This is a genomic window from Streptomyces sp. NPDC085931 (assembly GCF_044540565.1).
GTDB lineage: Bacteria > Actinomycetota > Actinomycetes > Streptomycetales > Streptomycetaceae > Streptomyces.
In genome coordinates this window covers 196280-215320 of the sequence record NZ_JBITSK010000015.1, presented here as the reverse complement: position 1 = coordinate 215320, position 19041 = coordinate 196280, and the positions used below count along the sequence as shown (strand labels likewise).

Genomic DNA, 19041 nt, shown 5'->3' with positions numbered 1-19041 from the left:
GGGGGGTGGTGGTGGCGTGGGGGGGGGGGGGGGCCGGGGGGGGGTGGCCGGGGGGGGGGTGGGGGGGGTGGGGGGGGGGGGCGGGGGGGGCGGGGGGGGGGGGGGCGGGGGCCGCGCCGGGGGGTGTCCGTCCTCGGAACGGCGCGATCGACTTGCGTACCGACTCACTCCCCGTCGACGCGCCAACCGCTGCGGGCGGACACCCCCCGGCACGGCCCCTTCCGTCGTCCGGCGGGTGCGGGTCCGCTTGGGCTGCGGGCATGCGTGCCGCCCCAGCGGCAGCGCCGCGGTGGCTACAGGCTGACGCCGACCGTCACCGGCTCGTTCACCAGCGTGATGCCGAACGCCTCCTGGACACCGGCCACGACCTCGCGGGCCAGGGCGAGGAGGTCCTCCGTCGTCGCGTCACCCCGGTTCGTCAGCGCCAGCGTGTGCTTCGTGGAGATCCGGGCCGGACCGTCGCCGTAGCCCTTCTCGAAGCCGGCCCTGTCGATCAGCCAGGCCGCGGACGTCTTGGTACGGCCCTCGCCGGCCGGGTACGCCGGCGGCTCCACCCCGTCGCCGAGCCGCTCGCGCACCCGCGCACGGAACGTCTCGAAGTCCGCGTCCGTGAGGATCGGGTTGGTGAAGAACGACCCGGCCGACCAGGTGTCGTGGTCCTCGGGGTCCAGGACCATGCCCTTGCCGGCGCGCAGCTTGAGCACCGTGTCGCGGGCCGAGGCGAGCGGGACGCGGTCGCCGGGCTCCACGCCGAGGGCCCGGGCGGTCTCGGCGTACCGCAGGGGCGCGGACAGGCCGTCGGCGTCCTCCAGGGCGAAGCGGACGCGCAGGACGACGTAGCGCTCGGGGTCGGACTTGAAGCGGCTGTGGCGGTAGGAGAAGGCGCAGTCGTCGTTGGAGAGGGTGACCGTCTCGCCGGAGCGGCGGTCGTAGGCGACGACCTCGGTGATCGTGGCGGAGACCTCCTGGCCGTACGCCCCGACGTTCTGGATGGGCGTCGCGCCGGCCGAGCCGGGGATGCCGGCCAGGCACTCGATGCCGGCCAGGCCCGCCTCGACCGTGCGGGCGACGGCGTGGGTCCACACCTCGCCGGCCGCCAGTTCCAGGCGGGTGCCGTCGAGGGAGAAGCCGCGGGTGGCGATGACCAGGGCGGTGCCGTCGAAGCCCTTGTCGCCGATGACCAGGTTCGAGCCGCCGCCGATGACCAGCAGGGGCGTCCCCGTCTCGTCGGCATCGCGGACGACGGCGATCACCTCGTCGTCCGTCGTGGCGGTGACCAGCCTGGTCGCGGGGCCGCCCAGCCGGAAGGTGGTCAGCGGGGCGAGGGGGGCGTCGTGGAGTTCCTGCACGGGCTCAAGAGTACGAGACGGCGTCGGCGGCTCCCCGCACGCGTGTGTGCGGCCCCCGCCGGACGGACGGGGACCGCACGCGCGCGGGGTGGCGGTCAGGGCAGGCGGCGCAGCGCCTCGGACCAGGAGATCGGAAGGTCCTCGCTGCTCGCCTGCCAGGAGGTGAAGGCCGCGTCCCTCATCTGCGGGGAGAGGCCCCGGGCGGCGGGCCGGTGTGCGCCCGCGCGGGCGAAGGCCTGCAGCGCGTCCTTGGACTCCCAGGCGGACAGGGTCCAGAAGGTCCGCCGGAAGGGCTTCGCCCTCAGCGTGGCCCCGTAGGCGCCGGGGCTGCGGCGGACCTGGCGCCACACGGCGGGCGTGCCGGCGAGGAACTTCAGCGCTCCCCACAGGGTGCGGGTCTCGAACCGGGAGGCGAAGACGTGCACCTCGGTGCCCTGGGGCGGGGTGTTCGGGACGGTCCAGGGGAGGGTGGGCATGGCCGTTTCTCCTTGTCGGGATCCTGAGTCCGAGGGGTCAGCGGGAGGCCGTCTCCAGGACCGGTGCCGGTTCGGCCGGGGCGGCCTGAGGGCCGGTGCGGCGGCGGCCCGGGATCAGCAGGGCCGCGACGCCCGCCAGGGCGACCACCGCGGAGCCCGTGACCAGGGCGGGCCGCATGCCGTCGACGAAGGTCTGGCCGGTCTCGTAGCCGCCCTGGGCGGAGAAGATCGACGCCATGACGGCGATGCCGAGCGCTCCCCCGACCTCGCGCAGGGCGTTGTTCGCGCCGGAGGCGATGCCCTGCTCCTGCGGCCGGACGCTGGACATGACCAGGTGGGAGGCGGGGGCGAAGAACAGGGCCATGCCGATGCCGCTGATGATCAGGGCGGGCAGCTGGGCGGCGTAGGAGGCGTCCGCCGTGGCCACGACGGCCATGTAGCCGAGGCCCAGGGCCTGGAGGAACAGGCCCGCGGCGACGACCGGGCGGCCGCCGACGCGGTCGGCCAGGATGCCGGCGACCGGGGCGACGAGCATCGGCATGCCCGTCCAGGGCAGCATCCTGAGGCCCGCCTCGGTGGGCGAGTAGCCGAGGACGCCCTGCATGTACTGGCTGAGCAGGAAGATCGAGCCGAACATGCCGAGGAACATCAGCAGGCTCGCCGCGTTGATGCCGGAGAAGGCCCGGGAGCGGAACAGCCGCATGGGGAGCATGGGGTTCTTGGCGCGGGTGCTGTAGAGGACGAAGCCGGTCAGCAGGGCCGTGCCGGTGAAGAGGCCGGTGAGGACCATGCCGCCGGTCCAGCCGTCGACGGGGCCGCGGACCAGTCCGTAGACGATGCCGAAGAGGCCGCCGCTGGCGAGCAGGGTGCCGGGGAGGTCGAGGGGGGCTCCGGTGCCGTGGGACTCGGCGAGGCGCAGCCGGGCCAGGGGCAGCAGGGCCAGGCCGAGCGGGACGTTCAGCCAGAAGATCCACTGCCAGGAGATGTGTTCGGTGAGGGTGCCGCCGACCAGCGGCCCGGAGGCGACGGCGAGTCCGTTGACGGCTCCCCAGATGCCGTAGGCCATGCCGCGCTTGGCGGCGGGCACGGCGGCGGTCAGCAGGGTGAGGGTCAGCGGCATCATCACGGCCGCGCCGGCGCCCTGGACCGCGCGGGCGGCGATGAGGGAGTCGATGCCGGGTGCCATCGCGGCGGCGGCGGAGGCGCCGGTGAAGACGGCGAGACCGGCGAGGAAGAGCCGGCGGCGGCCGAAGCGGTCGCCGAGGGCCGCGCCGAACATCAGCAGGACGGCGAAGGTGAGCGTGTAGGCGCTCACGGTCCATTCCAGGTCGTGCAGGCCGCCGCCGAGGTCCTCGCGGATGGAGGGCAGGGCGGTGGTGACGACGAGGTTGTCGAGGGCCGCCATGAATCCGGCGACGCTGGTGATGACGAGGGCCCAGACGGCTCCCCCGCGGCGTGCGGTCTGCTGTGACATCGCTCCCCCAGGAGTGTGTGCGTGTCGCTGCGATGATCGATTAGTTATTGATTACTAACTTTCGCGGTCGCAGAAGAGCGCCGGTTTCCGCTCCCCCCGGTTCAGTGCTCCAGCCGGCCCTTGGCCCGCGCCGAGGGGTACATGCCCTCCCACACGCGGTGGTCGGCCGGGAATCCCATGGCCACCAGGCAGTTGATGAGCATCCCGTACGCCATGAACTGCGTCGTCTCGGCGGCGTCCGCCCCGAGCGGCAGATGGACGGTGTCCCACAGCCGCATCCAGCCGTCGCGCACCGACTCGCCGAACTCGTGGTCGCCCTCCTCCTCGGCGGCCTTCACCGCGACGTACATCTGCATCTGCATCATGAGCCGCTCGGGGTGCTTCTCGATGACCGTGGTGTACGCGTTGCCCATGGCGTGCAGGGCCTCTTCGCCGTGCAGGCCCTCGGACGCCTCTTCGAAGGTGCGGACGGTGTCCTCGATGCAGCGTTCGACCGCCGCGAGGAAGATCGCCTTCTTGCCGGGGAAGAGCCGGAAGAGATACGGCTGCGAGACGCCGACGCGGCGGGCGATCGCCTCGGTCGAGGTGCCGTGGTAGCCACCCCGGGCGAATTCGGTCGTCGCCGCCTGGATGACGCTCTCGCGCCGTTCTTCCGCACTCATCCTGGCCATGCCCAGAAGTTAGTGCTCAATCACTAACTACGTCAAGCGGTCGGCGCCCGGAGGAACCGGAGAGGAGCGCCCCCCTTTTTGGGAGACGCCCCTCACCTGATGTTTCCTCCGGTTCAGGCCAGCCGTACGACCGCCCGCGACATGCCCAGGACCTTCTGCCCGGCGCAGGTCGCCGTCAGGTCCACGCGCACGGTGTTGTCGTCGAGCTTGGCCGCGACCTTGCCGCCGACCTCGATCACGGCGCCCTGGTCGTCGTTCGGGACGACGACGGGCTTGGTGAAGCGGACGCCGTACTCGACGACGGCACCCGGGTCGCCGGCCCAGTCGGTCACCACGCGGATCGCCTCGGCCATCGTGAACATGCCGTGCGCGATGACGTCCGGCAGGCCGACCTCCTTGGCGAACTTCTCGTTCCAGTGGATCGGGTTGAAGTCGCCGGAGGCACCCGCGTACCGGACCAGGGTGGCGCGGGTCACGGGGAAGGTCTGGGCCGGCAGTTCGGTGCCGACCTCGACGTCGGACCAGGAGATCTTCGCCGTCATGGGATCGCTCACGCCTCCTCGGCCGCGCGGGCCACGAGCTTGGTCCAGGCGGTCACGACGTGCTCGCCGGCCTCGTCGTGGACCTCGCCGCGGATGTCCAGGATGTCGTTGCCCGCCAGGGACTTGATCGACTCGATGGTCGAGGTGACGGTGAGCCGGTCACCGGCCCGGACCGGGCGGCGGTAGGCGAACTTCTGGTCGCCGTGCACCACGCGGCTGTAGTCCAGCCCGAGCCGGGGGTCCTGGACGACCTCGCCCGCGGCCTTGAAGGTGATGGAGAACACGAAGGTCGGCGGGGCGATCACATCGGGATGGCCGAGCGCCTTGGCGGCCTCCGCGTCCGTGTACGCCGGGTTGGCGTCCCCGACCGCCTCGGCGAACTCACGGATCTTCTCGCGGTCCACCTCGTAGGGCGCGGTGGGCGGGTACGTCCGCCCCACGAAGGACTGGTCGAGCGCCATGGCTCGGCACCTCCTGGTAGCTCTACTGACCGGTACTGGGTCACTCAACGACGCGAGGCCGCCCCCGATTACTCGGGAGCGGCCTCGTGTACGAGCCTGTTTTATCGCGTTTCGCGGTGCGCGGTGTGCGCGTTGCAACGCGGGCAGTGCTTCTTCATCTCCAGGCGATCCGGGTTGTTACGCCGGTTCTTCTTGGTGATGTAGTTCCGCTCCTTGCACTCCACGCAGGCCAGCGTGATCTTCGGGCGGACGTCGGTGGCAGCCACGTGAGTGCTCCTAAGACGAACGGATGGACTGTTTAACGCAAGAAGAGTAGCCGATCGAAGGACCGACCCCGCAATCGGCTACTGTGAGTAGCGGTGACCGGACTTGAACCGGTGACACAGCGATTATGAGCCGCTTGCTCTACCGACTGAGCTACACCGCTTTGATGTGGTCCGGCCCCGCCTCGCGACGGAACCAGTCACACCAGAGCCCCAAAACGGAATCGAACCGTTGACCTTCTCCTTACCATGGAGACGCTCTGCCGACTGAGCTATTGGGGCGAGCGATGAAGACATTACACGGTCGCCCGCCGTTCGCCCAAATCCGTTTCGGGGCACCTGCCCGGTCCGCCCGCACCACCCTCCCGGCCGCCCCGCCCGTGCCTCCCGCACCCCGTGTTTCCCGCCGTCCGGCACGGCGGACCACGCCGGTACGACTATTGCGCTCCTCCCCGCCCCGGACGGGAGGCCGCCCTAGGCTCGTCTCACTCTGAGTGATCATGCGTCCTCGCGTGCACAGCCCGAGCCCCTGGAGCGCGATGCCCGACAGCCAGCCGCAGCCGCCACGCCCCCCGTCGTCCTCGCCGGGTCCGGTGGAGCCGTCGTCGTTGCTGCTGTGCGGGGCGCGGCTCACCGACGGCAGGACCGTGGACGTACGGCTGGGCGACGGGCGCATCGAGGCGGTCGGCACGGCCGGCAGTCTGGGCGGCACGCGCGCGTGCGGGGCCCGGGTCGATCTGCGGGGCTACCTGCTGCTGCCGGCCCCGGCCGAGCCGCACGCGCACGCCGACACCGCCCTGTCGGCCGACACCGAGGGCCCCGCCTCCCCCGCGCCCCAGGACGTCCAGCGCCGCGCGACCGAGGCGGCGCTGCTCCAGCTCGGGCACGGGGCGACGGCGCTGCGGGCCCACGTGCGCGTGGGGGACGTCCAGGGGCTGTCCGCGCTGGCGGCAGTAATGCAGGCGCGGCGGGCGCTGCGGGGGCTCGTGGAGCTGACGACGGTGGCGATGCCCCGGGTGCTGACCGGGGTGGCCGGGGCGGACGGGCTGGCGGTGCTGCGGGACGCGGTGAAGATGGGCGCCTCGGTGGTGGGCGGCCGGCCCGACCTGGACCCGGATCCGGCGGGGTACGTGGAGGCGGTGCTGGAGGTGGCCTCCGAGCACGGCATTGCCGTGGACCTGCACACGGACGCCGGGGATCCGGCGCGGCTGGCCCGGCTCGCGGCGATGGCGGGCGGGCTGCGCCCCGGGGTGACGCTCAGCCCGTGCGGGGATCTCGGCCGGCTGCCCTCCGAGGTGGCCTCCCGGACGGCGGACCAGCTGGCCGCGGCCGGGGTGGCGGTGGTGTGCCTGCCCCAGGGCGGCTGCTGCGGCGCCGACCGGCGGGGCACGCCTCCGGTACGGCTGCTGCGCGCGGCCGGGGTGCGGGTGGCCGCCGGGAGCGGCGCGCTGCGGGACGTGTCCAACCCGGTGGGGCGCGGAGATCCGCTGGAGGCCGCCTTCCTGCTGGCCTCGCGCCACGGCCTGTCGCCCGAGGAGGCGTACGACGCGGTGAGTTCGTCGGCGCGGGTCGTGCTGGGGCTGCCCGAGGTGCGGGTGGAGGCGGGGTTCCCGGCCGAGTTGCTCGCGGTGCGCGGGGACGGGCTGGCGGGGGCGCTCTCCCTGGCGTACAGCCGGGTGGTCGTGCACCGGGGGCGCGTGGTGGCGCGGACCAGCGCGGTGCGGGAGTACTGCAGTTCGGCCGCCTCGGTGGAACTGGGACTGCCGCGGCAGGGGCGGGGCGAGGTGTCGTAGGGCAGGGGCGGACCGGCCGGGTTTTACGGGCGCGGGTGCGCGGGACGGTCGGACTTCGTGGGCGCGGGTGCGCGGGGCGGGCGGGACGGTCGGGGTGCGGCCCGGGTCGTGCGGCGGGCGGGGCCGTGCGGGCGTACGGTCGGAGACATGCGCATTGTCATCGCTGGTGGTCATGGTCAGATCGCGTTGCGGCTGGAGCGGTTGCTCGCCGGGCGCGGGGACGAGGTGGCGGGGATCATCCGCAAGGCCGGACAGGCCGACGATCTGCGGCAGGCCGGTGCCGAGCCGATCGTGCTCGACCTGGAGTCGGCGTCCGTCGACGAGGTCGCGGAGCGGCTCCGGGGCGCCGACGCGGCGGTCTTCGCGGCCGGCGCGGGCCCGGGCAGCGGGGCGGACCGCAAGGACACGGTGGACAAGGCCGCGGCGGTCCTCTTCGCGGACGCGGCGGTCAAGGCGGGCGTGCGGCGCTTCGTGATCGTGTCGTCGATGGGCGCCGACCCGGAGCACCGGGGCGACGGGATCTTCGACGTGTACCTGCGGGCCAAGGGCGAGGCCGACGCGTACGTGCGCGGGCTGGACGCCCTGGACTGGACGATTCTGCGCCCCGGTCAGCTCACCGACGACGCCGGCACCGGCCTCGTGCGTCTGGAGGCGCACACGGGCCGCGGGCCGGTCCCGCGCGACGACGTGGCCGCCGTCCTCGCGGAGCTGGTGGACACCCCGGCGACGGCCGGGCTCACGCTGGAGCTGATCAGCGGCTCGGCCCCGGTGTCGGTCGCCGTGAAGTCGGTCGCGGGCAACTGAGCAACCCGCGGGCCGGCCCCGGCCGGTCCCCCTAGAACAGCGGGAGTTGGCCCGGGAAGTCCGGAACCGTGTAGCCGTCCAGCGACGGCTGCTCGGGGCCGGGGCGGGCCTGGCGGCGGGAGCCCGGGCACGAGGTGAGTTCGCCGTGCTCGCGGGCGCCGGGCGGGTCGTGGCGCGCGTACCGCCCGGCGACGACGGCGATCTCGCGGCGGCACTCGGGGCACGTTCTGCGACGGGAGGACATGGGGCCAGTGTGCCGCGCGGGCGGCGCCGGTACGCCGCTCCCCTGCCGAGTCCGTCCAGTGCGCCGCCCCTCCGTCATCCAGTTGCTTAAGTCAATCAATTGGCTTAGCTTGGTCGGGTCGCGCTGCCCCTCACGCCCCTCATGGAGGCCCGGCCATGTCCCACGCCCACTCCCGACCCGGCGGCGACGGGAGATCCGCGCCGCCGCGGGCCGACGCCGTCGTCGCGGTGCTGGCCTTCGGCGGGATCGTGGTCTCGCTGATGCAGACCCTGGTGATCCCGATCGTCCCGGAACTCCCCCGGCTGCTGGACGCCCCCGCGTCCGACACCGCCTGGGCCGTCACCGCCACACTGCTCGCCGCCGCCGTCGCCACCCCCATGACCGGACGGCTCGGCGACATGTACGGCAAGCGCCGGATGCTGCTGATCAGCCTCGTGATGCTGGTGGCCGGATCGGTGACCGCCGCGCTCAGCGACTCCCTGGTCCCGATGATCGCCGGCCGGGCGCTGCAGGGTCTCGCCTCCGGCGTGATCCCGCTCGGCATCAGCATCATGCGTGACGAACTGCCCGCCGAACGGCTCGGTTCCGCGACGGCGTTGATGAGCGCCTCGCTCGGTGTGGGCGGCGCCCTCGGACTGCCCGCCGCCGCGCTCATCGCCGACCACTTCGACTGGCACGCCCTGTTCTGGGCCTCGGCGGCCCTGGGCGCCGTCGCCCTGGTGCTGGTGCCGCTGGTCGTGCCGGAGTCGCGGGTGCGCACCGGCGGGCGCTTCGACCTGGTCGGCGGCATCGGCATGGCGGCCGGGCTGGTGTCCCTGCTGCTGGCCATCTCCAAGGGCGCCGACTGGGGTTGGGGCAGCGGCACCACCGTGGGCCTCTTCGCGGCGGCCGTCGTCGTGCTGCTGGTGTGGGGCCGGTGGGAGCTGCGGGTCGCGGAGCCGCTGGTCGACCTGCGGACCACCGCCCGCCGTCAGGTGCTGGTCACCAACCTCGCCTCGATCGCGGTCGGGTTCGCGATGTTCGCGATGTCCCTGGTCATTCCGCAGCTCCTGCAGTTGCCTGAGGCGACCGGCTACGGCCTGGGCAGATCGCTGCTCGTCGCCGGGCTGACGATGGCCCCGTCCGGCCTGGTCATGATGGCCACGGCCCCCCTCTCCGCCGCCCTGTCCAAGTCCCGGGGCCCGAAGATCACGCTGATGGTGGGCGCGCTGGTGGTGGCCGCCGGGTACGGGCTGAACATCGCGCTGATGTCCGAGCTCTGGCACTTCGTGCTGGTCACGTGTGTGATCGGCGCCGGCATCGGCTTCACGTACGGGGCGATGCCCGCGCTCATCATGAGCGCGGTGCCGGCCTCGGAGACGGGTGCGGCGAACAGCCTCAACACGCTGATGCGGTCCATCGGCACGTCGACGGCCAGTGCCGTGGCCGGGGTGATCCTCGCGCAGATGACGACAGCCTTCGGGCCGGCCGAACTGCCCTCCCGGGACGGCTTCGAGGTCGTCCTGGCGATCGGGGCGGGGGCGGCGCTGCTCGCCTTCGCGGTCGCTTCGTTCATTCCGCGGCAGCGGGACGAGGTGCAGTCGGAGCCGGAGTCGGAGTCGGAGTCGGCGGGTGCATCGGCCGCGGGACCGTCCGGAGGTTCGGCCGCGGGTGCGGAGGGCGCCGAGCCGGCTGTGCGGGCGCCGGCTGCCGAGCGTGCCGCCGGGGCCCGGGCCGAGGGCTAGGCCGGGGCCGAGGTCACCGTGCCGGACGTGCGCGGCGACGTACCGGCGACGGAACGGTCCGGCGCCCCGGGCGAGTTCACGGTCACGGCCTGACCCCCGGCCCGGTGACGCCGGCGGTCGGCTCCGCCGAGCACCGGCCACTCGCCCCATGGCCGCGGCGGCCCACCGCCGTGACCGTCGCCGTGGCCGTGGCCGTGGCCGTGGCCAGGGCCCGGGCCAGGGCCAGGGCCAGGGCGGCGGCCACCGCCGTGACCGTTCGCCTCCCCGAGTGCGCTCGCCCGGACCCGTCCGTCACTCCACCGCCGTCACCGCACCGCCGTTCCGCCCGCCTCCGTCCGGTCCACCGCGGTCCCGCCCGCCGCCGTTCCGAACCACCGGGACAACCGGGTGCGCAGGTCCGCCTGGTCCTCGCCCACCCACGCCACATGGCCGTCCGGGCGGAGCAGGACCGCGGGGACGTCCCACTCGCCCCCGGCGTCCACGACGTGGTCGACCCGGTCCTCCCAGCCCGTCACTGACAGGCGCCCGCCGGTCCGGTCCAGCAGCAGCCCGCGGCCCGCGTGCAGCAGCTCGTAGAGGCGCCCGCGCTCCAGGCGTACGTCCCGCAGTCGCCGGCCGAGCAGTTCGTGGTCCTGACCGAAGTCGTAGCGGACGGAGACGGCGGTGACCTTTTCGATGAGGTACCGGTTCACCTCCTCGAACTCCATCAGCTCCGCCAGCAGCCCCCGCACGGCCCGCGGCCCCGGCTCGGGCGTCAGCAGGTGCATCTGCGCGCGGGTGTTGTCCAGCACGGCGGCGGCCACCGGGTGGCGTTCGGCGTGGTAGCTGTCCAGCAGGCCGTCCGGCGCCCAGCCGCGCACCTGGGCGGCCAGTTTCCAGCCGAGGTTGAAGGCGTCCTGGAGGCCGAGGTTGAGCCCCTGTCCGCCGGTCGGCGGGTGGATGTGCGCGGCGTCGCCGGCGAGCAGGACCCGGCCGGTGCGGTAGCGCTCGGCCAGCCGGGTGGCGTCGCCGAAGCGGGAGAGCCAGCGCGGTGAGTGGACGCCGAAGTCGGTGCCCGCGAACGTCCGCAGCTGCTGCCTGAACTCTTCGAGGGACGGCGGGGCCGTGCGGTCCTCAGCCACTCCCGCGGCCGGCACGATGACCCGGTACAGACCGTTCCCGGTGGGCATGGCGCCGAACCGGAAGTGCGTCCTGCGGACCCGCGCCGTCACCGCCGCCAGTTCCTCCGGTGCGGCGGTCAGCTCCATCTCGCCCAGAAGCGTCTCGACCCTGCTGGGCTCGCCGGGGAAGCCGACGCCGAGCAGCTTGCGGACCGTGCTGCGGCCGCCGTCGCAGCCGACGAGGTAGCGCGAGCGCAGGCGTGTGCCGTCGGACAGTTCGGCCGTCACGCCGTCGTCGTCCTGGCTCAGCCCGGCCAGCTCGTGCCCGCGCCGGATCTCGGCACCGGCCTCGGCGGCGTGCTCGGCCAGCAGGCGCTCCGTGACGGTCTGCGGGATGCCGAGGACGTACGCATGCGCGGTGTCCAGCCCGTCGGGCCAGGGCTTGGTGATGCCGGCGAAGAACCCGCCGGTCTCGTACTTCGTGCCGAGCCGCAGGAACCGCTCCAGCAGACCCCGCTGGTCCAGCACCTCGATGCTGCGCACGTGCAGGCCGAGCGCGCGGGTCTGCCCGGTCGGCTCCGTGAGCCGCTCCAGGACGACCACGTCCAGTCCGTGCAGCCGTAGCTCGCCGGCCAGCATCATGCCGGTCGGCCCACCACCGACGATGATCACATCGAACACGACAACCCCCCTGTTTTTTCGCCCGTTCCGGGCTTCGGCGGAGGATTCTGCGTCATGACGGGGGCCTTGCCGCAAGGCCCCCCGTGCGCTATATCTTGAGAGTGGCAGGGAGCACCGGCTCCTTGCCTTTCTGCTTTTCCGTTCTTTTCTTCCCGTTTATCGGCTGGGCCGCCTGTCTGTCTTTTCCGTTGACCGGGTGTTCCCGCGGCCCCGTGTCCGCGCGGTCCCAGATGATCTTCCGCATGGGATCTCGTGTTTCCGAGGTGGAACTGCCGCCTCTTTTCTGCCCGCTGGAATCCGCCGTCCACCCACGTGCCCGGCAGGTCGGGAAACGCGCCGAGGAGTGGATCGAGCGCAGCGGCATGTGCGCGTCACAGGAGGAGCTGGCCTGGGTCGTCGCGACGCACAGCACCGACTTCTACGCCCGGTTCGTCCCCGGCGCCGACGACGACCGGCTGCTCGCGACGGCCCTGTGGGTCTACTGGGGCTTCGGCTTCGACGACGCGCGCTGCGACGGGGGGCCGCTGAGCAGCCGCCCGGCGCAGTTCAACGCGCTGGCCTGCCAGGTGCAGCGGGTGTGCGAGAACGACACGGCGACCGGTGCGGACCCGTACATCGGCGCGCTGCGGGACATCGTGCGGCTGTTCCGGTCGCTCGGGACGCCCGCGCAGGTGGGCCGGTTCGCGCACGCGCACCGGGCCTGGCTGTCGGGCGTGGCCTGGCAGGTCGGCAACCAGGCGCTGGGCCGGATGCCCGGCCTGAACGACTTCCTGACGATGCGGCTGCTGTCGTCCGGCGGCGAGCCGACCTTCGCGATGCTGGAGATCGCGAACGGCGCCGAGGTACCCGACCGGGACCTGTACCGGCCGGCGGTCCAGGCGCTGAAGGAGATGGCCATCCTGGTCGCCGGACTCGACAACGACCGGCACTCGCTGCGCAAGGAACTGGCCCGGGACCAGGCCGACCAGAACATCTACACCGTCCTGATGCACGAGCGGGACCTGACGCTGCAGGAGGCGGTGGACGCGGCGAACGGACTGCGGGACCGCGTCCTGCTGCGGTTCCTGCGGCTGCACGACCGCGTCCGCCCGACGGCGGGCCCGGAGCTCGCCGCCTACCTCCAAGGGCTGCGCCACGGCATCCGCGGCAACAACGAGTGGGGGCTGCGCGTGCCCCGCTACCTCAGCCTCGGACGGTGGCCCGACGCCATGGAGGACACCGCCCTGACCTGGGCGGAGGAGCCGTCCGACACCCGACCGGGCCCACTGGAGGGCGCCCCCGACGTCGCCTGGTGGTGGGACGACGACCTGGCCTGACGACCGCCTAGCGGCCCGTGGCGAGGTCCAGCGTCCACCAGGGGCCGCCGGCACCGGGCGCGACACCGGCCCCCGCGTGGGTGTACCGGCAGGTCAGCAGGATGACCCGGTGCTCGGGGCTGTCGATCCAGGTGCGGACGGCGGCCTCGGGCGTGCGGGGGCCCGCTGCGATGTTCTCGGCGGTGTGTCCGGGGTCGTAGCCGGCGGCCCGCATCCGGTCGGCCGGGCCGCTGCCGTCGCCTCCGGTGTGCGTCAGGCGCTGCCTGCGCGCCATGTCGGCGCTGTGGCTCCGGGCGGCGCGGTTGAGCGAGGCCCGCAGCCGCACGGGGCGGCAGCCGGCCTGGACGCGGTGCCGGTTGACGGCGGCGACGACCTCGGCGGCCGCGCTGTCGGGGGACCGCTCCGGCAGGGCGTACGCCGTGCCGTCCCGCGGTGCGCTGCCGGGGCCGGGCGCGGGCAGGGGCCACGGGGGTGCCTGGTAGTGCGGTGGTGGTGGCGGCACGGGCGGTCCGGTCCACGCGAGGAGAGTGCCTCCCAAGGCGAGCGCGGCCCTGCGCATCCCGGTCATCTTGTCTCTCTTCTTTTCTCTCTTCGCTTCTCTGCGTGCGGCTCGGTGCGGTGCCACCGTACCGATATTCAATTCCGCTGTTGTGTCCAGCCGTTCCTTCGGGGGAAAACGGCATTTCCAGCGCCGGTACAAGTGGCTTTCGCGACTAGGCTGGGACGCGCTCGTTCACTCTTCCCTTTCTGCCCTTCCTGTCCTTCCCTTCCCGCTCTTCCCCTTCTTTTCCTCGTGGAGGTTTCTCATGTCGCTGCGGGTTCGCCGCATCGCTGTCGTGTCGCTCGCCGCACTGGCTCTCACCGCGGGTGGGACGGCGCTGGCCGCCGCCGCTCCGGCGCAGCCGGCGGCCGCCGCCATCGGCAACCCCGGCCCCGACGGTTTCGGGGGCGGCGGCCACGGCCACGACCGGCCGCTGCACTTCGGTCCGTTCGAGTTCCCCCGCTACGGCACCGTCTCGGGCGGCTTCTCCTGGGGCGTGCGCGACTAGCGGGACCTGACCCCGTGCCCAGGGCCGCCCCACGGGGCGGCCCTCGGTCGTCCGCGTGCCTCGGTCCTTCGCGGGCCTGGTCGTTCGCGCCGTGTCCGGGGCAGGGGCGGCCGGTCAGCGCTTCAGGGTGGTGGCGCTGGCCACCAGGACCAGGACCACGCACCCCAGGATGAGCAGCGCGTCGCGGACGAACAGCCCGGTGACCCCGGTGTGCGTGGCGGCCTCGCCCGCGGCCTGGACGGCGTACGTCATCGGCATGGCCTTGGCCACGGCCGACAGGGCGCCGTGCATCTCGTCGCGCGGCACGAACAGTCCGCACACCAGGAACTGCGGCAGCACCCCGGCGGGCAGGAACTGCACCGCCTGGAACTCGTTGCGGGCGAACGCGCTGACCAGCAGCCCCAGGGCCAGTCCGAGCAGGGCGCCGAGCATGGCGATGACCATCAGCAGATACGCGGGGCCCTTGATGTCCAGGCCGAGCGGGCCGATGGACAGCAGCGTGGACAGGACCGCCTGGAGCAGGGCCAGGAAGGCGAAGGCGAGGCTGTAGCCGAGCACGATGTCCAGCCGTCGCACGGGCATCGTCAGCAGTCGCTCGGCGGTGCCGGTGGTGCGCTCCCGCAGTGTCGACACGGACGCCACCAGGTACATCACGATGACCGGGAAGATCCCGAAGACCTGCGGCCCGACCCGTTCGAAGGTGGCCTCGGAGTCGTGGAACATCAGCTTCAGCAGCACCATGAGCATGCACGGGATGCCCAGCAGCAGCGCGGTGCTGCCCTTGTCCCGGGAGATCTGCTGGAGCACCCGGACCGCGGTCGCGCCGGTGATCGTGGGCGAGAACGGCAGCCGCTCGGCCAGTCCGAGGCCGCTCACCGCACCGTGTCCGCGGCGAAGTGGGCCCGTTCCGCCTCGGGGGCGCCGCCCTGGTCGAGCAGGCCGGGCAGCGTGGGCAGCAGGCTCTGCGCCGCCGCCCGCCGCCTGGCGCGCTCCTCGGCCTCGGTCGCGGCCTGCACCAGGTGCATGAACGCCTCTTCCACGTCGTCGCAGCCGGTGTGCTCCAGGAGCGTCTCCCGGTCGGCCCCGGCCAGCAGCCGCCCGGAGCGCATCAGCAGCAGCCGGTCACAGCGGTCGGCCTCGTCCATGACGTGACTGGAGACCAGCAGGGTGGTGCCCTCCTCGGCCAGCCGCTGGAACACCAGCCACAACTCCCGGCGCACCATGGGGTCCAGCCCGACGGTCGGTTCGTCCATCACGAGCAGGTCCGGCTTGTTCAGCAGCGCCACGGCCAGGGAGACCCGCGAGTACTGGCCGCCCGACAGCCGGGCGACCAGCTTGTCCGCGTAGGAGGCCAGGTCGACCTCCTTCACCACGCGCACCACGGCGTCCTCCCGGCGCCAGCCCCGCATGCCGAGGGCGGCGGCGAAGTAGCGCAGGTTCTCCAGCACGGTCAGGTCCGCGTAGACCGAGGGGGCCTGGGTGACGTAGCCGACGCGGGTGCGCAACTGGGGGGCGCCGGCCGCGTAGCCGAGGACCTGGACGTGGCCCGCCGTGGTCTGCTGGACGCCGACCACGGACCGCAGCAGCGTCGTCTTGCCGCAGCCGCTCGGTCCGAGCAGGCCGACGATGCAGCCGCGGGGGACACTGAAGCTGACGTCCTGCAGGACCGTGTGGCGGCCGCGGACCACCCTCAGTCCGTAGGCGGCCACGGCGGGGAGGTTCCCCGGCAGCGCTGGGCTGGTCTCGGTCTGCTGCACGACTCCACTGTGTTTCGTCACGTTCTGTTCCGCTCGCAGCGGCCGGGGCGCCGGGTGGCGCCGCCCGGCTCGGCTGCGGCGGTGGGTCGAGGGCGGTCGGCCAGGGGCTGGTCAGGACGGCCGGCCGAGGGGTGGGGCAGGGTGGCCGGCCAGGAGGTGGGCGCGGCGGCGATGGGCCGCCGCACAGACAACGGCCCACTTGGACCGAAGTCACGGCTTTTGTCCCCATCCGTTCGGACGGCCCACCGCAGCACGCGCAGGTCAGGCCTCGCGGTGGGTCATCGCCCAGGCGATGTCCTGGAGTTGCCGGTAGGTGTCCGGGGTCGGCCGGGCCCAGGACAGCGCCCGCAGCGCGGCCGACACCTGGCGGCGGGCCTCCTGTTCGGCGGCCTCGCGGCCACCGGCCTGCTCCACGAGGGCGCGCGCGAGGGTGACGTCCCGTTCGTCGAGGGGGCGGGCCGTGGCGTACAGCGCGCGCAGCCGCTCGGCCGCCGCGCCCTCGCCGCTCAGGGCCAAGACGACAGGCAGGGACTTCTTGCGCGCCGCGAGGTCGGAGCCGACCGGCTTGCCGCTGCGCGAGGTGCGGCCCCAGATGCCCAGGACGTCGTCGGCGCACTGGAAAGCCACGCCCAGGCGGCGTCCGAACTCCCGCAGCCCTCGCACCCGTTCGGCGTCGGCTCCGGCCAGGATGCCGCCCAGGGCGCACGAACACCCGATCAGCGAGCCGGTCTTGCCCTCCGCCATGGCGAGGTACTGGGCCACCGACACCTCCGGCGCCTTCTCGAACGCCACGTCACGGCTCTGCCCCTCGACCAGTTCCAGCAGGGTCGTCACCAGTTCCTGCACCGCCTCGGCGGCCCGCTGCGCCGGCACGTCGGCGAGTGCCCGCAGCGCCGACACCAGCAGCGCGTCGCCGGTCAGCACCGCCGCCGGGGTGCCGAACACCGACCAGGCGGCGGGCCGGTGGCGGCGCAGCGCGTCGCCGTCGATGACGTCGTCGTGCAGCAGCGTGAAGTCGTGCACCAACTCGACGGCGACCGCGCCCGGTACGGCGAGTTCCGGGCTGCCGCCGACCGCCGCGGCGGCCAGCAGGGACAGGGCCGGGCGAACCGCCTTGCCGGTGCGGGCGGCGGTCTCCACCGGTGTGCCGTCGGCCTCGCACCAGCCGCGGTGGTAGCGCGCCACCCGGTTCTCGGCGTCCGGCAGCGCGGCCACGGCCGACCGCAGGGCGGGGTTCAGCAGGTCGTCGACCCAGCCCAGACGAGGGAACGAGCCGACCGGGGCGGGGATCGGGGCGGGACCGGTGATCTGCGCCATGTACTGCTCCTCAGAACTGCGAAGGGGACCGCGCCGGCAAGGCTGCCGCGTCAGGTGACCCGTCTCAGTCAATCGGTGGCCGCTCGCCCCCGCGAAGCCGCACCGCACCAGCCGCCGAAAGATCACTTGGCCGGACCAGCCCTACTACCGTGCATCAAGCCGACAATCGGCCCATGCCATCGCCGAGTTGGGCAACGAACCGCAGACCTCGTGGTCACAGCGCGTCCGCAGCGCGCCGCGCCGGGGTCGCCGTCAACGCCAGGCTGACGCCCGTCCCGGCGCGGCATCGTTTCTGCATACGGCCGCAGAGTGATCTCCGCGCGCGTCCGACCGGCCCCGTGGACGCCGGGTCGCCCATCCTGCAGGCGTGATCGCTTCCCTGGCACGCGCCTGTGCTGCCGCCCTGATGGGCACCGCCTGCACCTTCGCCCTGTCCTGCCCCGCCCACGCCGCCGCGAGATCCCTGCCGCTGGACCAAGCCGTCGCCGCGCTGCCCCAGGCCGCCGAGTCCCGCGACGGTTACGAGCGCGCCGAGTTCAGGTACTGGAACGCCGGCGCGAACCCCGACGACGACTGCGACACCCGCGCCGAGGTGCTGATCGCCGAGGCGATCGAACCACCGTCCACCGGCCCGGGCTGCAAGCTGAGGGGCGGCACCTGGTCGTCCTACTACGACGCCCGTCAGGTGACCTCCGCCGCGGCCATGGACGTCGACCACATGGTGCCGCTGCCCGAGGCGTGGGACTCGGGCGCGTCCCAGTGGACGGCCGCCCGCCGCGAGGCCTACGCCAACGACCTGGGCGACCCGCGCAGCCTGGTGGCCGTCTCCGCCGCCGCGCACCGCAGCAAGGCGGACCAGGACCCGGCTCAGTGGCTGCCGCCCAACACCAAGGCCACGTGCCGTTACCTGGTCGAGTGGACAGCGGTGAAACTGCGCTGGAGCCTCACCGCGGACACGGAGGAACGCGAATCCCTGACCCGCCTCGCCGAAGCCTGCCCGGACACGACGGTCACGTATACGCCGGCGCCGTAGGGAGGGGAGCCAGCGCCATAGGGAGGGGAGCCGGCTCCTGCGACGGACGCTGCGAGGGGTACGTGAGACACATCACTGCACTCCTCGGGACCACAGCGGCACAACGAAGAGACCCCCTCTCCTCTGCGTCTCGGCAGAGAGGAGGGGGTCTTCCCCAGAGTGGCGGCGCCAGGATTCGAACCTGGGAAGGCTGAGCCGGCAGATTTACAGTCTGCTCCCTTTGGCCGCTCGGGCACACCGCCGGGGTTGCTGCTCGTCGAACCGCTTTTTTCGGCGGTGCTCCGTGGCAACGACGTAAACGATACCCGATGTGGAGGGGTGCTTCGCCACCCGATTGATCGGCGCCCGGAGGGCAGGGGGTGGCTAGGCTTGTCCGGATGCGGCCGGGGCCTGAACGGGCCCGGCGGCCGCCCCGTACGCCGGTACGCAGTGACGCACCCCGATACAAGGAGCCACAGGACATGGCCGACTCCAGTTTCGACATCGTCTCGAAGGTCGAGCGGCAGGAGGTCGACAACGCACTGAACCAGGCCGCCAAGGAGATCTCGCAGCGCTACGACTTCAAGGGCGTGGGCGCCTCGATCGCGTGGTCCGGCGAGAAGATCCTCATGGAGGCGAACTCCGAGGACCGGGTCAAGGCCGTCCTCGACGTCTTCCAGTCCAAGCTGATCAAGCGCGGCATCTCGCTGAAGGCTCTGGACGCGGACGAGCCCCAGCTCTCCGGCAAGGAGTACAAGATCTTCGCGTCGATCAAGGAGGGCATCTCCCAGGAGAACGCGAAGAAGGTGGCCAAGACCATCCGCGACGAGGGCCCCAAGGGCGTGAAGGCGCAGGTGCAGGGCGAGGAGCTGCGGGTCAGTTCCAAGAGCCGTGACGATCTGCAGGCCGTCATCACCCTGCTGAAGGGCAAGGACTTCGACTTCGCGATGCAGTTCGTGAACTACCGGTAGGACCGCCGGGTCCCGCCCTCGGGGGGTGAGACAGGGC

Annotated in this window: 21 protein-coding genes and 3 tRNA genes; 7 read left to right on the top strand and 17 right to left on the bottom strand. The window is 72.9% G+C overall.

The genetic code is table 11. The features are described 5' to 3' along the window. Positions 1–293: 293 nt before the first annotated feature. The 9 genes from ACIGAN_RS28810 to ACIGAN_RS28770 all read right to left on the bottom strand — a co-directional run bounded on the left by ACIGAN_RS28810 (position 294) and on the right by ACIGAN_RS28770 (position 5518). The gene (locus ACIGAN_RS28810) at positions 294–1349 is read right to left on the bottom strand and encodes a UDP-N-acetylmuramate dehydrogenase (RefSeq protein WP_399861953.1); all 1056 of its coding nucleotides are present in this window, start codon (positions 1347–1349) and stop codon (positions 294–296) included. Positions 1350–1444: 95 nt separating this feature from the next. After that, positions 1445–1825 carry a DUF3291 domain-containing protein gene (locus ACIGAN_RS28805; RefSeq protein WP_365092437.1) on the bottom strand — a complete coding sequence of 127 codons (381 nt, stop codon included), beginning with the start codon at positions 1823–1825 and terminating at the stop codon, positions 1445–1447. 37 nt (positions 1826–1862) lie between these two features. Then, a complete protein-coding gene (locus tag ACIGAN_RS28800; RefSeq protein WP_365735692.1) occupies positions 1863–3299 on the bottom strand; it encodes an MFS transporter in 1437 nt (478 codons plus the stop codon). Positions 3300–3400: 101 nt separating this feature from the next. Further along, complete coding sequence (locus ACIGAN_RS28795) at positions 3401–3970, bottom strand: TetR/AcrR family transcriptional regulator (protein WP_399861951.1); 570 nt, start codon at positions 3968–3970, stop codon at positions 3401–3403. A gap of 113 nt (positions 3971–4083) precedes the next feature. Beyond that, positions 4084–4512 carry a MaoC family dehydratase gene (locus ACIGAN_RS28790; RefSeq protein ID WP_365735756.1) on the bottom strand — a complete coding sequence of 143 codons (429 nt, stop codon included), beginning with the start codon at positions 4510–4512 and terminating at the stop codon, positions 4084–4086. 8 nt (positions 4513–4520) lie between these two features. After that, entirely contained in the window at positions 4521–4973 is a 453-nt protein-coding gene (locus ACIGAN_RS28785; protein ID WP_399861949.1) for an FAS1-like dehydratase domain-containing protein, read from the bottom strand. A gap of 101 nt (positions 4974–5074) precedes the next feature. Then, positions 5075–5239, bottom strand: a complete 165-nt coding sequence (gene rpmG / locus ACIGAN_RS28780) for a 50S ribosomal protein L33 (RefSeq protein ID WP_003948671.1) — start codon at positions 5237–5239, stop codon at positions 5075–5077. 88 nt (positions 5240–5327) lie between these two features. Continuing rightward, positions 5328–5400: transfer RNA gene (locus tag ACIGAN_RS28775), tRNA-Met, on the bottom strand. Positions 5401–5445: 45 nt separating this feature from the next. Further along, positions 5446–5518: transfer RNA gene (locus ACIGAN_RS28770), tRNA-Thr, on the bottom strand. A gap of 257 nt (positions 5519–5775) precedes the next feature. On the opposite strand from ACIGAN_RS28770, the gene ACIGAN_RS28765 reads away from it, so the two are divergent. Together ACIGAN_RS28765 and ACIGAN_RS28760 are read left to right on the top strand one after the other, a co-directional pair. Next, complete coding sequence (locus tag ACIGAN_RS28765; RefSeq protein WP_399861947.1) at positions 5776–7029, top strand: amidohydrolase family protein; 1254 nt, start codon at positions 5776–5778, stop codon at positions 7027–7029. Between the two features lie 147 nt (positions 7030–7176). Next, positions 7177–7833 (top strand): NAD(P)H-binding protein, encoded by a 657-nt coding sequence (locus ACIGAN_RS28760; protein ID WP_365735699.1) that lies wholly within the window; start codon positions 7177–7179, stop codon positions 7831–7833. Positions 7834–7864: 31 nt separating this feature from the next. Here the strand turns inward: ACIGAN_RS28760 and ACIGAN_RS28755 are convergent, their stop codons facing one another. After that, entirely contained in the window at positions 7865–8077 is a 213-nt protein-coding gene (locus ACIGAN_RS28755; RefSeq protein ID WP_351405549.1) for a hypothetical protein, read from the bottom strand. A 155-nt stretch (positions 8078–8232) separates the two neighbouring features. On the opposite strand from ACIGAN_RS28755, the gene ACIGAN_RS28750 reads away from it, so the two are divergent. Beyond that, the gene (locus tag ACIGAN_RS28750; protein ID WP_399861944.1) at positions 8233–9801 is read left to right on the top strand and encodes an MFS transporter; all 1569 of its coding nucleotides are present in this window, start codon (positions 8233–8235) and stop codon (positions 9799–9801) included. Positions 9802–9883: 82 nt separating this feature from the next. On the opposite strand, the gene ACIGAN_RS28745 is transcribed toward ACIGAN_RS28750, so the two are convergent. Next, complete coding sequence (locus tag ACIGAN_RS28745; RefSeq protein WP_399861942.1) at positions 9884–10045, bottom strand: hypothetical protein; 162 nt, start codon at positions 10043–10045, stop codon at positions 9884–9886. A gap of 61 nt (positions 10046–10106) precedes the next feature. After that, positions 10107–11582: a rifampin monooxygenase gene (rox, locus tag ACIGAN_RS28740; RefSeq protein WP_399861940.1), complete on the bottom strand. Its 1476-nt coding sequence runs from the start codon at positions 11580–11582 to the stop codon at positions 10107–10109. A 242-nt stretch (positions 11583–11824) separates the two neighbouring features. Between rox and ACIGAN_RS28735 the strand changes: the two genes are divergently transcribed. Next, on the top strand, positions 11825–12898 hold the full coding sequence (locus tag ACIGAN_RS28735) for a terpene synthase family protein (RefSeq protein WP_399861938.1): 1074 nt from the start codon (positions 11825–11827) through the stop codon (positions 12896–12898). A gap of 7 nt (positions 12899–12905) precedes the next feature. On the opposite strand, the gene ACIGAN_RS28730 is transcribed toward ACIGAN_RS28735, so the two are convergent. Continuing rightward, positions 12906–13466 (bottom strand): CAP domain-containing protein, encoded by a 561-nt coding sequence (locus ACIGAN_RS28730; RefSeq protein WP_365735706.1) that lies wholly within the window; start codon positions 13464–13466, stop codon positions 12906–12908. A gap of 238 nt (positions 13467–13704) precedes the next feature. Here ACIGAN_RS28730 and ACIGAN_RS28725 point away from each other — a divergent pair, with 238 nt between their 5' ends. Beyond that, entirely contained in the window at positions 13705–13947 is a 243-nt protein-coding gene (locus ACIGAN_RS28725; protein ID WP_365092408.1) for a hypothetical protein, read from the top strand. Positions 13948–14061: 114 nt separating this feature from the next. Here ACIGAN_RS28725 and ACIGAN_RS28720 read toward each other — a convergent pair whose 3' ends face one another. The 3 genes from ACIGAN_RS28720 to ACIGAN_RS28710 all read right to left on the bottom strand — a co-directional run bounded on the left by ACIGAN_RS28720 (position 14062) and on the right by ACIGAN_RS28710 (position 17021). After that, a complete protein-coding gene (locus ACIGAN_RS28720) occupies positions 14062–14823 on the bottom strand; it encodes an ABC transporter permease (protein ID WP_311680370.1) in 762 nt (253 codons plus the stop codon). Then, the gene (locus ACIGAN_RS28715; RefSeq protein ID WP_365735710.1) at positions 14820–15704 is read right to left on the bottom strand and encodes an ABC transporter ATP-binding protein; all 885 of its coding nucleotides are present in this window, start codon (positions 15702–15704) and stop codon (positions 14820–14822) included. The genes ACIGAN_RS28720 and ACIGAN_RS28715 overlap by 4 nt, the downstream gene beginning before the upstream one ends. A gap of 261 nt (positions 15705–15965) precedes the next feature. Further along, complete coding sequence (locus tag ACIGAN_RS28710) at positions 15966–17021, bottom strand: polyprenyl synthetase family protein (protein WP_399861935.1); 1056 nt, start codon at positions 17019–17021, stop codon at positions 15966–15968. Between the two features lie 367 nt (positions 17022–17388). Here ACIGAN_RS28710 and ACIGAN_RS28705 point away from each other — a divergent pair, with 367 nt between their 5' ends. Continuing rightward, complete coding sequence (locus tag ACIGAN_RS28705) at positions 17389–18054, top strand: HNH endonuclease family protein (RefSeq protein WP_365092400.1); 666 nt, start codon at positions 17389–17391, stop codon at positions 18052–18054. A 160-nt stretch (positions 18055–18214) separates the two neighbouring features. Here the strand turns inward: ACIGAN_RS28705 and ACIGAN_RS28700 are convergent. Beyond that, positions 18215–18296, bottom strand: a tRNA-Tyr gene (locus ACIGAN_RS28700). Between the two features lie 219 nt (positions 18297–18515). Between ACIGAN_RS28700 and ACIGAN_RS28695 the strand changes: the two genes are divergently transcribed. Then, positions 18516–19004 carry a YajQ family cyclic di-GMP-binding protein gene (locus ACIGAN_RS28695; protein WP_365092397.1) on the top strand — a complete coding sequence of 163 codons (489 nt, stop codon included), beginning with the start codon at positions 18516–18518 and terminating at the stop codon, positions 19002–19004. Positions 19005–19041: the final 37 nt, after the last annotated feature.